Source organism: Streptomyces sp. NPDC046712, from assembly GCF_040645695.1.
Taxonomy (GTDB): domain Bacteria; phylum Actinomycetota; class Actinomycetes; order Streptomycetales; family Streptomycetaceae; genus Streptomyces.
Window position 1 is genome coordinate 284,847 of sequence record NZ_JBEYYW010000002.1, and the last position, 14,766, is coordinate 299,612.

Annotated in this window: 12 protein-coding genes; 3 read left to right on the top strand and 9 right to left on the bottom strand. The window is 71.5% G+C overall.

The window, feature by feature from the left end; genetic code table 11:
- Positions 1-25 precede the first annotated feature (25 nt).
- The 7 genes from ABZ939_RS03565 to ABZ939_RS03595 all read right to left on the bottom strand — a co-directional run bounded on the left by ABZ939_RS03565 (position 26) and on the right by ABZ939_RS03595 (position 7,841).
- On the bottom strand, positions 26-1,231 hold the full coding sequence (locus tag ABZ939_RS03565) for an acyltransferase (RefSeq protein WP_361848636.1): 1,206 nt from the start codon (positions 1,229-1,231) through the stop codon (positions 26-28).
- The gene (locus ABZ939_RS03570) at positions 1,228-2,208 is read right to left on the bottom strand and encodes an alpha/beta hydrolase (RefSeq protein WP_361848639.1); all 981 of its coding nucleotides are present in this window, start codon (positions 2,206-2,208) and stop codon (positions 1,228-1,230) included. Before ABZ939_RS03570 ends, ABZ939_RS03565 begins: the two co-directional genes overlap by 4 nt.
- Positions 2,209-2,546: 338 nt before the next feature.
- Positions 2,547-3,233, bottom strand: a complete 687-nt coding sequence (locus tag ABZ939_RS03575; protein WP_361848642.1) for a response regulator transcription factor — start codon at positions 3,231-3,233, stop codon at positions 2,547-2,549.
- Positions 3,230-4,465 carry a sensor histidine kinase gene (locus tag ABZ939_RS03580; protein WP_361849119.1) on the bottom strand — a complete coding sequence of 412 codons (1,236 nt, stop codon included), beginning with the start codon at positions 4,463-4,465 and terminating at the stop codon, positions 3,230-3,232. The genes ABZ939_RS03575 and ABZ939_RS03580 overlap by 4 nt, the downstream gene beginning before the upstream one ends.
- 349 nt (positions 4,466-4,814) lie before the next feature.
- Positions 4,815-5,675 (bottom strand): DUF4429 domain-containing protein, encoded by an 861-nt coding sequence (locus tag ABZ939_RS03585; RefSeq protein WP_361848645.1) that lies wholly within the window; start codon positions 5,673-5,675, stop codon positions 4,815-4,817.
- A 65-nt stretch (positions 5,676-5,740) separates the two neighbouring features.
- The gene (locus ABZ939_RS03590; protein ID WP_361848648.1) at positions 5,741-6,952 is read right to left on the bottom strand and encodes an alpha/beta hydrolase; all 1,212 of its coding nucleotides are present in this window, start codon (positions 6,950-6,952) and stop codon (positions 5,741-5,743) included.
- 244 nt (positions 6,953-7,196) lie between these two features.
- Entirely contained in the window at positions 7,197-7,841 is a 645-nt protein-coding gene (locus ABZ939_RS03595; RefSeq protein ID WP_361848651.1) for a TetR family transcriptional regulator, read from the bottom strand.
- A 126-nt stretch (positions 7,842-7,967) separates the two neighbouring features.
- Here ABZ939_RS03595 and ABZ939_RS03600 point away from each other — a divergent pair, with 126 nt between their 5' ends.
- Together ABZ939_RS03600 and ABZ939_RS03605 are read left to right on the top strand one after the other, a co-directional pair.
- On the top strand, positions 7,968-9,590 hold the full coding sequence (locus ABZ939_RS03600) for an MFS transporter (protein WP_361848654.1): 1,623 nt from the start codon (positions 7,968-7,970) through the stop codon (positions 9,588-9,590).
- A gap of 230 nt (positions 9,591-9,820) precedes the next feature.
- Positions 9,821-10,222, top strand: a complete 402-nt coding sequence (locus ABZ939_RS03605) for a peptidase inhibitor family I36 protein (RefSeq protein ID WP_361848657.1) — start codon at positions 9,821-9,823, stop codon at positions 10,220-10,222.
- On the opposite strand, the gene ABZ939_RS03610 is transcribed toward ABZ939_RS03605, so the two are convergent.
- A complete protein-coding gene (locus ABZ939_RS03610) occupies positions 10,203-11,093 on the bottom strand; it encodes an ion channel (protein ID WP_361848660.1) in 891 nt (296 codons plus the stop codon). The genes ABZ939_RS03605 and ABZ939_RS03610 overlap by 20 nt on opposite strands.
- A gap of 72 nt (positions 11,094-11,165) precedes the next feature.
- Positions 11,166-13,898: a pyruvate dehydrogenase (acetyl-transferring), homodimeric type gene (aceE, locus tag ABZ939_RS03615; protein WP_361848663.1), complete on the bottom strand. Its 2,733-nt coding sequence runs from the start codon at positions 13,896-13,898 to the stop codon at positions 11,166-11,168.
- A gap of 399 nt (positions 13,899-14,297) precedes the next feature.
- On the opposite strand from aceE, the gene ABZ939_RS03620 reads away from it, so the two are divergent.
- Positions 14,298-14,720 carry a DUF3052 domain-containing protein gene (locus ABZ939_RS03620; RefSeq protein WP_137989507.1) on the top strand — a complete coding sequence of 141 codons (423 nt, stop codon included), beginning with the start codon at positions 14,298-14,300 and terminating at the stop codon, positions 14,718-14,720.
- Positions 14,721-14,766 lie beyond the last annotated feature (46 nt).

Here is a 14,766-nt window from a genome sequence, read left to right on the forward strand (position 1 = left end):
CTCGTGAGCGCCGCACCCCAGCCCCTCACGCCAGCCCCAGCGCGAAGACCGCGAAGCCCGCGGCGAGGAGGCCCGCTGCCGTGCGGCGGGTTGTGCCCGCGTTGGTCCATGGGGACTCGAAGCCGCGGGCGTGGCGGCCGATCAGGATCAGGAGGCCCGCGAAGAGCGGCATCCAGGCCAGGCGGGCGAGGATCCAGCCGACCGAGTCCGGTGCGCCGACCAGGCCCGGGATCTCACCCACGTACGAGGCCGGGATCGCGGCGGTGAGCATCGCCGTCTGGTGCCAGCACAGGATCGTCATCGCGGACAGGTTGACGATCACGACCGGCGCCCACAGCGTGGGACGCTTCAGCAGTGCGCCGAGCCGGTCGCGGAGCAGGATCGCCGCGCCGCTCTGGGCGGCGGCGAGGGCCAGCACGAGCAGCGACGGCGGGTGGGAGTTGGTGCGGGCCTCGCCGGGGACGCCGACCATCGAGGCGGGGTAGCCGAAGGCGAGCAGCAGGGCGGCGAAGAGCGCCGCGCCGCCGAGCAGCAGCCCCCAGGCGTGGCGCCGCGTGACCCGGCCCTCGCCCCAGGAGACGCCGAGCTGGTAGGCGAACAGCCAGCCGGGCAGGATGTTGAGCAGGCTCAGCCAGGACGGCACGGCGTCGGCGTACGGCCCGTAGCGCAGGAAGTCGACGACGGCGACCGAGGCGAGCAGCGGGGCCGCCGCCCACACACCCGCCCGCCGGGCGGCGCGCACGCACAGCGGGGTCAGTGCGGTGACGACCGTGTACACCCCGACGAACCACAGCGGCTGGATCACGAGCGTGGACGCCGTCCGCAGCGTGTCGCCCGGCACCCCGAACCCGTAATGGAGGACCGGGAGCAGCGCCGCCCAGACGGCCGTGACCCCGAGGACGGGGCGGCCGAGGCGGGCGAGCCGTCCCTTGAGCCACTCACCGGTGGAGCCCTGGTGCTTCCGGTACGACAGGACGGAGGCGTAACCCCCGACCAGGAAGAAGATCCCGAGCATCTGCAGGATCCAGCTGACGGGCGCGAGTGCGCCGAAGGTGCCGAGCGGGCTGGCGTTGTGGATGGCCCCGTCGGAGGAGAGCGTGAACCCGCCGAGCAGCCAGTGCCCGGTGGGCACGGCGAGCAGGGCGAGGGCGCGCAGCCCGTCGATCGCGCGGTCGCGGTGGACCGGGGTGCCGGCCTCGATCTTCGAGACGGTCCTGGTGAGCGTGCTCATCGGACATCCCCCTCGGCGATGGCGGCGAAGGTACGGAGGGACTGCGTGCCGGGCGCGAAGTAGCCGTCGTGCCCACGGGCGTCGGTGGCGGGAACGCGACGCGCGCCGAAGTCGGGGTCTGTCGGGTCGGCACCGTGCCCGAGCCCCGCGAACGCGACGTTCGGGACCCTGTCGATCCAGTCGGACGGATCCTTGGCTGCCCACACCCGGGCGGACGTGCGCAGGTCGGTGACGTTCGCGGCGCGCATACCGGGGGAGCCGAAGACGACGAGGTCCTTGGCCTTGAGGTCGTGGGCGGCCAGACCGCAGACGACGGAGCCGTAGCTGTGGCAGAACAGGGACGGGGCGGGTGCCCCGGTCGCGGCCAGGCCCTCGGTCAGCCGGGTCAGCCGCTCCGCCCCTGCCTCGGCGAGCTCCCCGGTCGCGGCGTCGAGGCCGACGCCGACGGGCGTGGTGTAGCCGGCCCAGGCGATCACGGCGGTGCGACCGTGCGTGGCCCGGTGCAGGGCCTCCGCCTTGTCGGTGAGCGGCTTGACGTTCCTCGCGTCGATGTCCGAGCCGGGCACGATCACGGCCACGTGCTCGGCCGTCGCCAGGTCCCCGGAGACGAGGGCGACCTGGCCCCGGTCGCGCGGGTCGAAGGCGAGGACCTGCTGCCCGGCGTACCGCCCGCCGAGGGTACGGGCGTTCGCCTCGTACCGCAGTCGCAGTGGAGCGCCGTCGAGGTTGCCGACGACGGAGGGATGCTCGCGGACCAGCTCCCGCTGTCGACCTGGCGTCAGGTCTCGGAAGAACGCCCCGACTTGGGAGGGCGTCATCCGCTCCGGATCGGGCAGTCCGTCGGCCCGCCAGGCCGCCGTGCCGACCGGGGCCCCCGTCACGGCCTGCTGCGCACTCCCGGATGCCCAGCCCGCCGTCCCGGCGACCACCGTCGTGGTGAGTGCGGCGGTGACCAGGGTCCTTGTGTAGCGGCGCATAGGAGGCCCTCCCTCTTCGTGTCTCTCGTCCGTGGCGAGAGGAAGGTAGGAAGAGGGCGGGTGACGGCACGTCACACCGGGGGGCCAACTCGGCGGTGCTACCGGGGTAGGGGGTGGACGAGGGGCGAACCCCCGCGCGGGGGTGGGGTTTTCCCCCGGTCACCGGTCAGTGCCGCCGTGAGTCGGGGCCCTGTGCCGCCTTGGGTCGGCGCTCTGTGCCGCCGTGAGTCGGGGGCCTGTGCCGCCCGGGGCCCCGCCCAGTGCCGCCGTGGGTCAGGGCCCTGTGTCACCTTGGGCGCACCGCGGCGCACCGGGCCGCCCCGGGCCGGCGACCGGCGTCAGCGCCCCGCGTCGCCCGGGGTCACCAGGCCCGACTCGTACGCGAAGATCACCGCCTGCGCGCGGTCGCGCAGGTCCAGCTTGGCGAGCACCCGGCCGATATGGGTCTTCACCGTCTGCTCCGCGAGGACCAGCCGGTCCGCGATCTCCTGGTTCGACAGACCGCGCGCGATCAGCTCCAGAACCTCCGTCTCGCGCGGCGTCAGACCGTTGAGACGCAGCGCGGCCCGGTCCGCGCGCGGGGCCGGCTTCGACGCGGCGAAGTCGGCGATCAGCCGCCGCGTCACCGACGGGGCGAGCAGCGCCTCACCCGCCGCCACCACCCGTACCGCCGCGATCAGATCGGCCGGCGGCGCGTCCTTCAGCAGGAAGCCGGAGGCGCCCGCGCGAAGCGCCTCGTACACGTAGTCGTCCACGTCGAACGTCGTGAGCATCAGCACCTTCGGACGGTGCGTGACCCCCGTGGGCGGGTTCAGGATCTCCCGCGCCGCCGCGAGACCGTCCATCTCCGGCATCCGTACGTCCATCAGCACCACGTCCGGGTGCGTCGAGCGGGCCACGTCCACGCCCTGCCGCCCGTCCGGCGCCTCACCCACCACGTCGATGTCCGCCTGCGCCGAGAGCAGTGCGGCGAAGCCGGCCCGCACCATGGCCTGGTCGTCGACGATGATCACGCGGATGGTCACAACGCGTCCTTCGAGGTCAGCGGAAGCCGGGCCGCGACCCGGAAGCCGCCGTCCGGCAGCGGCCCGGTGTCGAGCGTGCCGCCGGTCAACCGTACGCGCTCCCGCATCCCGACCAGCCCGTGCCCCGTCCCGGCACCGCCCTCCAGCGGCGAAGTGCGCCCGGCGACCGGGGCGTTGACGACCAGGACCGTCAGCCAGTCGTCGTCCGCACGGACCGACACCCGGGTCTCGGCGCCCGGCGCGTGCCGGACCACGTTCGCCAGGGCCTCCTGCACGATCCGGTACGCCGAGAGGTCCACCGCCTGCGGTACGTCGCCGCGCCCGTCCGCGAGGTCCGCCGCGATCGACAACTCGGCCGGTACGCCTGCCCGTACCGTCGCCTCGATCAGCTGCTGCACCCGGTCGAGGCCGGGCTGCGGGGCCCGTTCGCCCTCCGTGCCGTCGCTGCGCAGCACCACGAGCAGCCGGCGCATCTCGGCGAGCGACTCCCGCGCGCTCGCGGCGATCGAGGTGAACTCCTCGCGGGCCGCCTCGGGAAGGTCCGGGATACGGTACGGCGCCGAGTCCGCCTGCACCGTGATCACGGACATGTGGTGGGCGACGACGTCGTGCAGCTCGCGCGCGATCCGCGCCCGCTCCTCCAGGAGCGTGCTGCGGGCCCGCTCGGCCGCGCTGCGGCGCACGGCGTCCCCGCGCTCGCGGATCGTCGCCATGACGAGCAGGACGACCCCGCTCAGGACGAAGAGCAGGATGTGGACGCCGTCGGTGTTCTTCGGCCGGACCGCCGTGAGGACGAAGCCCGCGGCCCCCGTCACCAGCCACACCCCGAGCAGCGCCCGGCGCGACTCGCGCAGCCCGAGGGCGAGCATCAGGGCGAGATAGCCGACCACCACCGGCGGCGTCCACGGCCATGTGCGTCCGTCGAGACCGTCCGCGCCGAGCATGACCAGCGCCCCGGCCACATCGGCGATGCCGATGATCCACCACGCCTGGAGGGGGCGGGTCACGGCGAGCAGCAGCGGGGCGGTCTGCGCGGTGGCCAGGGCACCGGCGAGGGCGCCGTTGACCTGGTAGTCGTTCATGAGGACCGTGATGGTGGAGGGCAGCAGCGAGGCGACGAAGGCGAACGCGACGCCGTAGGGGAGCAGCCTCAGCCAGCGTGTGCGCGCCTCGGCGAGCAGGGGGGCGCCCGGTTCCGCCGGGGTCGCGAGGGCGGTGCCGAAGGACTGCATCACCCCTCGGACGGGCGCGAGCATCCGGGCGACAGGGCGGTCGGCTTTGAGGGAGCGTGTCTTCTTCATGGCCCGCCCAGGTTAGGCAGCCGGACGGCCGCCGGGCGTCATACCGAGGACCCGGTCGACCGGTGATACCGAGGTATGACCGATACCCGGGTACGACGGCGCCGCCGAGCCCGGGGACGGCCCCGGGGCCCGGCGGCAGGGCGAAGCGGCGGCAGCGCCAAGCGGCGTCAACGCGAAGCGGCGGCCTCGGCGTCCGCGTCGGCGCCGGCCTCCGCCCGCGCCGGCGGCTCCGCCCGCGTCGTCACCGTCTCCGCCGCGCCGGCGCCGGCCGGCGGAGCCGTCAGAGCTCCGCCAGCAGCTCCGCCTTCTTCGCCGAGAACTCCTGGTCCGTCACCAGACCCGCCCGGTGCAGCTCCCCCAGGTGCCGGATCCGCTCGGCGACCGCGGCCGAGTCGCGGAGTTCGGCCTCCGGGAGCGCCGCCGCCCGGCCCGCGCCGCGGACCGCCGCCAGGACCGCGGCGGCGAAGGGCAGGGACTGGTGGACCGGGCCGTAGCCGAGGCCGAAGACGACGGCCGCCGGGTCGTTGTCCGCCTGGGCCGGCCGCGGCTCCCCGGACCGGGGCAGCAGGCGCAGGTACCCGTCGAAGACGTCCGGTGAGCGCCACTCGACCCCGCTGAGCTCCCGTACCGGAAAGGTCTGGTCGCCCGCCTTCCACTTCTCCGAGGACGCGCCCGACCAGGACCAGCGGAACGACACCTCCGAACTGCCGTCGAAGCTCGCCTTCCCGTCGTACGCCTTGAAGGACTGCGGCCCTTCCGGCGCCGTCACCAGGAAGCCGTCCGACGGCCCGTCCTCCGGCGTGAGCATGGCCCGCAGCTCGTCCCGGTAGTACTCGGCCAGCGTCTCCCGTTCGGCCGGCAGCACCAGCCGGTACGGGTCGCACCCCTCCTTCAGCTGCCCCGCGGCCGCCTCCATCAGCGGATCGGCGCCCGGTCTCGGCACCGCGTGCAACACCACCGTGCCCCGCTTGCCCGGGGCGAGTGTCACCGACGCCAACGCCTCGTGCGGGATACGTCGTTCGCGTAGCGCCTGGAACAGTTTCGGTGTGCGGATCCCCCGTTCGAAGCGGATGACGACGGCGTCGCTCTCGAACTCCCAGGTGGCATGAATTCCGGCCAGCACATCACCCATGTGCCTCATCGTATGCGGCGTGCGCCCGCGCGTCGCCCCTGCGCCGGGGACCGAAATCCGACGCTCTACGCGCGTCAGACCTCTTCCGCGCCGGAGATTCCCCTGCGACAGGCGCTGTCGACGCTCGCGCAGGTCAGGCTCTGGTACGAACCAACGCCTATCGCGGCGAAGTTGCGGAGGCTGTCGGTGCCCGGCTCGAAATAGCCGGCATGGCCGCTCGCGCCGGACGCCGAGAGCAGCCGCGCGCCGAACTCCGGCGCCACCGGGTCCGCCCCGTGCCCGACCCCGCCGACCGCGAGGTGCGGTACGTCCTGGATCCAGTCGTCCGCGTCCCGCATCGCCCACACCCGGGCCCGCGTGGACAGCTCCGCCGCGCTCCTCACCCGCATCCCGGGGCTGCCGGCCACGGCCACGTCCGTCACGCGGGAGGGCAGCCGGGCTGCGGCGACCCCGCAGAGCACGGAGCCGTAGCTGTGGCAGAACAGGCTGACGCGGGAGGTGCCGGGCAGGGCGGTGGCCATGTCGACGAGCCGTACCGCGCCCACCGAGGCGAGGCGGCCCATCGCGGCGTCGATGCCGACCCCGACGGGGGCCGTGTAGTCCGCCCAGGCGATGACGGCCGTACGGCCCTTGGGGGCGGCCCGGCGTTCGGCGGCGTACAGCGACTGCGCCATTCCGGCCGGGGCCGAGTACTTGCGGCTGGTCTTCTGGAAGGTCAGCAGATTGGTGTCGACGCCGGGCACGATCACCGAGACCCGCTGCGCCCGCTCCAGATCACCGAGGACCTCGGCCGTCCGGCCGCCGCCGGTCGGGTCGAAGGCGAGGATCTGCCGGTCCGGATGCATCAGCGAGGTGAAGCGGTGCGCGCGGCGCAGGGCCTCGTGCCGGCCGTCCGCGGTGAGTCTGGGGTCCTCGACCCTGTCCCGCTCGGCTTCGAGGGCGCGGGCGAGGGAGAGCCGGTTGGCGCGGTAGCGGAGGGTGACCGGGGCCCCGTTGAGATTGCCGACGACGGCCGGGTGCGCGTCGGCGAGGAAGGCGCCCTGCGCCGGGCCTATCGAGGCGAAGAACGAGGCGATCGTACGGGCGGGGGCGGCCGGGTCGGGCAGGGCCCGGTGGCCGATCCTGCCGTGCGCCCAGGAGGCGAGTGCGGCCTCCCGGGACTCTCCTGGCCCGCGCTGATGGCGGATGGTCGTCCAGCCGGTGGTCGCCAGGAGCACGAACACCACGGCCAGCGCGAGCATCATGCGCCAGGCGGTGAGGGTGGGGGAGGAGTCGAAGGAAGTCACTGCGCCACACCCTAGGAGACGGGTGCGGGGCACCGGGCGGGCGAGTGACGTGGATCACCGCGTGGGGTGGGGCGTGGTGACGTTCCGTACGCGGGGGCGTACGCCTCGCACGTACGGAGTCACCGACTCCGCGCCATCGGCTCCGGGCTGTCGGTTTCGGGGCACGGCTCCGGGCTATCGGCTTCGCGTCATCGGCTTCGCGCCATAGGCTCCGCGCCGTCGTCTTCGCGCCATCGGCTCCGGGCTATCGGCTTCGCCACTCCGGTTCGAGTGCGGGGCCGACGTGGTCCAGGTAGTGCTCGGTCAGCTCGCGGATGGCCTGGAGTGTCGGGTCCGTGCCCCGGCCCCAGAGCTGCCCGGTCACCCGCATGACGCCGCCGAACGCCGCCACCACGATCCGTGGGCGCGGGTCCTCGTCCACGTCCAGGCCCTCGCGTTCCGCGATGAGGCGGGCGACGGCCTCCTCCGTCTCGCTGGAGCGGCGCAGGTGGGCGGCGAGCAGCGCGGGGGTGGACTCGATCATCTGGAACGTCCGCAGGTACAGCTCCACGGGGACGACCTCCATGATCGCCTCGCCGATGGTGTCCCAGGCGGACAGCACGGCGTTTCGCAACGCGTCGAGCGGTCCTTCCTCGGGTGGCCGTTCCGCCAGTGCCTGGACGAAGCGGTCCTCCACCATGTGCTGGACGGCGAAGGCGACCTCCTCCTTGGAGGAGAAGTAGCGGAAGAAGGTGCGCTGGGAGACCTCGACCGCGTCGACGATCTCGTCGACGGTGGTCTGTTCGTACCCCTGGGTCGTGAACAGTTCGAGGGCGACACGCAGCAGCGTGTCCCGTGTGCGCTGCTTCTTTCGTTCCCGCAGGCCGGGGCGCAGACCGGAAACCGTCACCGTATGGCCCTCTTTCCGCCACTTTCCAAGGCTTGGTGCAGCTCAGGGTACCTGTGAGCTACGTGACAGTTACCGTCGCGTGAATTGCTTTGTCAATTGTCAGTGACTGTCACTAGCCTCATGCCCATGACTAGTCAGACCACCGTGGAAAAGGCCCCGCAGGGTCAGGGGGGTGACCGGAGCCCCGCCCCGGCTCCGGCGAAAGGCCTGCGAGGCCACCCCTGGCTGACGCTGTTCGCTGTGGCGGTCGGCGTGATGATGGTCGCGCTCGACGGCACGATCGTCGCCATCGCCAACCCCGCCATCCAGGCCGACCTCGGCGCCTCTCTCGATCAGCTCCAGTGGATCACCAACGGTTATCTCCTGGCGCTCGCCGTCGCCTTGATCACGGCCGGCAAGCTCGGTGACCGCTTCGGCCACCGTCAGACCTTCCTGATAGGCATCGCCGGCTTCGCCGCCGCCTCCGGCGCGATCGGCCTGTCCGACTCGATCGGGCTCGTGATCGCCTTCCGCGTGCTCCAGGGCCTCTTCGGTGCCCTGCTGATGCCGGCGGCGCTCGGCCTGCTGCGGGCCACGTTCCCCGCCGAGAAGCTCAACATGGCCATCGGTATCTGGGGCATGGTCATCGGAGCCTCCACGGCGGGCGGCCCGATCCTCGGCGGCTTCCTCGTCGAGCACGTCAGCTGGCAGTCCGTCTTCTTCATCAACGTGCCGGTCGGTGTGATCGCGCTCGTCTTCGGTCTGGTGATCCTCAACGACCACCGCGCCGAGAACGCCCCGCGCTCCTTCGACATCCTCGGCATCCTGCTGCTCTCCGGCGCGATGGGCGCGCTCATCTGGGGGATCATCCAGGCCGGCGCCGACTGGGGCTGGGCGAGCGGCAACACCTGGGGCTGCATCGCCGGCGCGTTCCTGCTGTTCGCGCTCTTCGCCCTGTGGGAGACCAAGGTCAAGGAGCCGCTCATCCCGCTGGGGATGTTCCGCTCGGTGCCGCTCTCGGCCGGTGTGGTGCTGATGGTCCTGATGGCCTTCGCGTTCATGGGCGGCCTGTTCTTCGTGACCTTCTACCTCCAGGGTGTGAAGGGGCTCGGCCCGATCGACGCCGGACTGCACCTGCTGCCGCTGACCGCGATGATGATCGTCTCCTCGCCGCTGGCCGGTGCGCTCATCACCAAGTTCGGCCCGCGTATCCCGCTGGTCGGCGGCATGGTGTGCACCGCGGCCGCCATGTTCGGCATGATCACTCTCACCGATGGCACCGGGACGCTCGTGATGTCCCTCTGGTTCGCCCTCCTCGGCCTGGGTCTCGCCCCGGTCATGGTCGGCGCCACCGAGGTCATCGTCGGCAACGCTCCGCTGGAGCTCTCCGGCGTCGCGGGCGGTCTGCAGCAGGCCGCGATGCAGGTCGGCGGCGCGCTGGGTACGGCCGTGCTCGGTGCGGTCATGTCCTCCAAGGTCTCCGGCGACTTCGCCGGCAACTGGACGGCCGCCGGAATCCCGGGCGAGCCCGCGCCCGGTCTGGAGCAGGCCGCCGAGTTCGGCATGGTCCCGCAGGAGCTGGCCAAGGCGCCCGGCATGACCCCGGACATGCTCGACCGGATCGGCGGCGTCATCCACGACACCTTCATGGACGGCATGGGCCTGGCCTTCACCGTCGCCGGTGTCGTCGCCGTCGTCGCGGCCCTGGTCGCCACGCTCACCAAGCGCGGCGAGAACGCCGAGGCGGGTGCGGGCGGCGCCCACATCTGACGTCGACCTGGGGCGTCGACCGCCGACGTCGACCGCCGACGTCGACCGCCGACGTCGACCACCGACGTCGACCACCGACGTCGACCTCGTGAATGAACAGCCCCGCCGGACCCCGTCCGGCGGGGCTGTCACCTGTTCGGGTGAACCGACCCGTGGCCCCTTCCCAACAGGCAGTGACCTCCGTCAGAGTTCTGATTACACAGAGTGACGAAAACGGGGGGTTCACCGACATGTGTACAAAGCGCGTACGTCATCGCCTGGCCGTACTCCAGCACGTCCTGCTGGCCGCGGTGGCGACCACCCTGCTCACGGCAGTCCCGGCCGTGGCCGCACCGGCAGCGAAGCTCGGGGCCTGCGGGCCCGGCCAGCTGTGTCTGTGGCCCAAGGCGGAGTTCCGGGGTCCGGCGTGGACACACGAACTGGCCGACACCGACATCGAGAGCTGTGTCGCGCTTCCGCCCGGGACGAGCGCCGAGTCGCTGGCCAACCGCACCGGGCGGCCGGTCACCACCTACCAGTCCGCGGAGTGCGCCGAGACGGGTGAGTTCGAGACCTATCCCGGGCGCGGGGGCGGGACCTGGGTGCCCCAGAGTCAATACAAGGTCAGAGCCTTCAAGATCTGGGAGAGGTAGGGACCTCGGCAGGGGCCGTGCCGGGGGCCTCGGTGCGGATCTCGGCAGAGGCCTTGCCGGGGGCCTCGGAGCGGATCTCGGCAGAGGCCTTGCCGGGGGCCTCGGTGGGGATCTCGTCTGGGACCTCGCCCTGCGGCGGCACGGGGGCCGGCGAGGAGAGCCGTGCCACCTCGGCGCGCAGTTCGCGGACCTCCCGGGTGAGGGCCTCCAGGAGCTCCGTCTGCCGGCGCTCCTGGGCGTCGTCCCGCTCGAAGCGGGAGATGAACCAGGCCGCGATGTTGGCGGTCACCACACCGAGCAGGGCGATCCCCGAGAGCATCAGGCCGACGGCGAGGACGCGGCCGAGACCCGTGGTCGGGGCGTGGTCGCCGTAACCCACGGTCGTCATCGTGGTGAAGGACCACCACACCGCGTCGCCGAGCGTCTTGATGTTGCCGTTCGGCGCCGTGCGCTCCACGTGGAGCACGGCCAGCGAGCCGAACATCAGCAGCCCGACCACCGCGCCCGCCACATAGGTGGTGAGCGTTATCTGCGGGGCCATCCGGGCCCGCCGACCCACCAGGAGGAGTGTGGAGACCAGACGCATCAGCCGCAGCGGCTGCACGAGCGGCAGCAGGACCGCGAGGAGGTCCAGCGGATGGCGGCGGACGAAGAGCCACTTGGCCGGGGCCAGCACGAGCCGTACGGCGTAGTCGAAGGCGAACGCGGCCCACACCACCCACTCGACGTGTGTGCACAGCCGGTGCACCCAGGCGTCCGCGTCGGGCGCCACGATCGGCACGGCGTAGGCGACGCCGAACAGGACGGCGAGCCCCAGCAGCGGAGTCTGGGTGCGCGTCTCCCAGCGCAGCTGCGCGGTGCGTTCCTTCATGGCAGGCATCGTAGGCAACGCCGAAGGGCGGCGGGACCACTGGTCCCACCGCCCCTCACCAGGCGATACGTGCTACGCGTCGCCGCCCGCGGCACCCGGGTCCGCGGCCGCCACGTCGAGCAGCTGGTAGCGGTCCACGGCCTGCTTCAGGACCGACCGGTCGACCTTGCCCTCGCGGGCCAGCTCGGTGAGCACGGCGAGGACGATCGACTGGGCGTCGATGTGGAAGAAGCGACGGGCCGCACCGCGCGTGTCCGCGAAGCCGAAGCCGTCCGCGCCCAGCGAGGTGTAGGAGCCCGGCACCCAGCGGGAGATCTGGTCCGGGACCGAGCGCATCCAGTCGGAGACGGCCACGAACGGGCCCTGCGCCGAGGACAGCTTCCGCGTCACGTACGGGACGCGCTGCTCCTCGTCCGGGTGGAGCAGGTTGTGCTGGTCGACCTCGACGGCCTCGCGGCGCAGCTCGTTCCAGGACGTCGCCGACCAGACGTCGGCGCGCACGTTCCACTCCTCGGCGAGGATCCGCTGCGCCTCGACCGCCCACGGCACGGCGACACCGGAGGCCATGATCTGCGCGGGGATCGCGCCGGCCTCGCCCGTCCGGTAGCGGTAGATGCCCTTGAGGATGCCCTCGGCGTCCACGTTCTCGGGCTCGGCCGGGTGCTGGATCGGCTCGTTGTAGACGGTCAGGTAGTAGAAGATGTCCTCGGCGTCCGGGCCGTACATCCGCTTCAGGCCGTCCTGGACGATGTGCGCGATCTCGAAGCCGAAGGCCGGGTCGTAGGAGACACAGCCCGGGTTCGTCGAGGCGAGCAGGTGCGAGTGGCCGTCCGCGTGCTGGAGGCCCTCACCGGTCAGCGTCGTACGGCCGGCGGTGGCACCGAGCACGAAGCCGCGCGCGAGCTGGTCCGCCATCTGCCAGAACTGGTCGCCGGTCCGCTGGAAGCCGAACATCGAGTAGAAGACGTAGACCGGGATCAGCGGCTCGCCGTGCGTGGCGTACGCCGAACCGGCCGCGATCAGCGAGGCCGTGCAGCCGGCCTCGGAGATGCCGTCGTGCAGCATCTGGCCGGTCGGGGACTCCTTGTACGCGAGCAGCAGCTCGCGGTCCACGGCCTCGTACTGCTGCCCCAGCGGGTTGTAGATCTTGGCGCTCGGGAAGAACGAGTCCATGCCGAACGTGCGGTACTCGTCCGGCGCGATCAGCACGAACCGCTTGCCGATCTCCTTGTCCCGCATCAGGTCCTTGAGCAGCCGGACGAACGCCATCGTGGTGGCGATCGACTGCTGCCCGGAGCCCTTCTTCACCGGGGCGTAGGTCTTCTCCTCGGGCAGGACCAGCGGCTTCGACCGCACGACACGCGTCGGGACGTACCCGCCGAGCGCCTTGCGGCGGTCGTGCATGTACTGGATCTCCTCGGAGTTCCGTCCCGGGTGGTAGTACGGCGGCAGGCCCTCCTCCAGCTGCTTGTCCGTGACCGGGATGTGCAGCCGGTCGCGGAAGCGCTTGAGGTCGTCGACCGTCAGCTTCTTCATCTGGTGGGTCGCGTTGCGGCCCTCGAAGTTCGGACCCAGCGTCCAGCCCTTGACAGTCTGCGCGAGCACCACGGTCGGCTGGCCCTTGTGGGCCTTGGCCGCCGCGAACGCCGCGAAGATCTTCTTGTGGTCGTGACCGCCACGGCCCAGGTGCAGGATCTGCTGGTCGGTCATGTTCTCGACCATCGAGCGGAGCCGCTGGTCGTCGCCGAAGAAGTGGTCACGGATGTACGCGCCGGTCTCCGTCGCGTACGTCTGGAACTGGCCGTCCGGCGTCGAGTTCAGCTTGTTGACCAGGATGCCGTCGCGGTCCTGCGCGAGCAGCGGGTCCCAGGAGCGGTCCCAGACCAGCTTGATGACGTTCCAGCCGGCGCCGCGGAACTGCGACTCCAGCTCCTGGATGATCTTGCCGTTGCCGCGCACCGGGCCGTCGAGGCGCTGCAGGTTGCAGTTGACGACGAAGGTCAGGTTGTCCAGGCCCTCGCGGGCGGCGATGGACAGCTGGCCGAGCGACTCCGGCTCGTCCATCTCGCCGTCGCCGAGGAACGCCCAGACGTGCGACTTGGAGGTGTCGGCGATGCCGCGCGCCTCCATGTACCGGTTCATCCGGGCCTGGTAGATCGCGCCGAGCGGGCCGAGACCCATCGAGACGGTCGGGAACTCCCAGAAGTCCGGCATCAGCCGCGGGTGCGGGTACGAGGAGAGCCCGTTCGGGAACTTCGACTTCTCCTGGCGGAAGGCGTCGAGCTGGGTCTCGTTCAGCCGGTCGAGGAGGTAGGCGCGGGCGTAGATGCCGGGGGAGGCGTGGCCCTGGAAGAAGATCTGGTCGCCGCCGTCGCCCTCGTCCTTGCCGCGGAAGAAGTGGTTGAAGCCGACGTCGTACAGCGAGGCGGAGGAGGCGAACGTGGCGATGTGGCCGCCGACCCCGATGCCCGGGCGCTGCGCGCGCGAGACCATCACGGCCGCGTTCCAGCGGGTCGCGTTGAGGACCTTGCGCTCGATCTCCTCGTTGCCGGGGAAGAACGGCTCGTCCTTGGTCGCGATCGTGTTGACGTAGTCCGTGCTGCGCATCTCGGGCACGGCCACGCGCTTCTCGCGGGCGCGCTCGATCAGGCGGAGCATCAGGTAGCGGGCCCGCTCACGGCCGCGCTCGTCGACGGCGGCGTCGAGCGAGTCGAGCCATTCCTGGGTCTCTTCGGGATCAAAGTCCGGGACCTGGCTGGGAAGGCCGCCAATGATGATCGGGTTGCGATCGGATCCGGAAGCCACGCTGTTCCTTCGCTGTTCGGTGGAGCCCACGGGAGGCCGGGATGTCCATCGTGTACCCCGTCGGTGTCAAACGTCATCTCTACCGAGGGGTAACCCCCTCGGGGCTCCTGGTGGGGTCAAATCGCAACCTTACGCCCAACCCGCGCATGCGTTTCGTCAGCACGTTCGGCAGACTGAAGCCGCGGAAGACCGCAAAGCGGGACGAAGCGTGTGCCTTATGTCACCGAGCGAAGTGGAACCGGCCCGGAAGATGCGTCGAGACGGCCCCAAACGTCACCGTTTCGGCGGTCTCGGCGGCCGGGTACTTGCGCGATCCGCCCAGCCCGTGTGGACTACGGCCAGCGCTGCGCGTACGCGCGTGGCCCAAGCATTTTCCGATACATGATCAGGAGGCAAGCCGTGAGCGCGACCGCGGACCACGCGGAGGAGCGGACCAACCCGGCAGCGAGGCTGGGGTTCGAGCCCGGACAGGTGGTCCAGGAGATCGGTTACGACGACGACGTCGATTTCGATCTCCGCGAAGGCATCGAGTCCATCATCGGGTCGGACCTCGCTGACGAGGACTACGACGACGTCGCCGACGCCGTCGTGCTCTGGTTCCGCGACGAGGACGGAGATCTGACGGACTCCCTGGTCGATGCCATTGGCCTGCTGGAGGACGGCGGGGTCGTATGGCTGCTGACGCCCAAGACGGGCCGGGACGGCTACGTCGAGCCGAGCGACATCAGTGACGCCGCGCAGACCGCCGGCTTCTCCCAGACCAAGAGCATCAGCGTGGCCAAGGACTGGTCGGGCAGCCGACTGGTCGCCCCCAAGCGCTGATCCCCAAGCAGCAGGAGCCCCCGCCGGCGCAGCCGGTGGGGGCTCT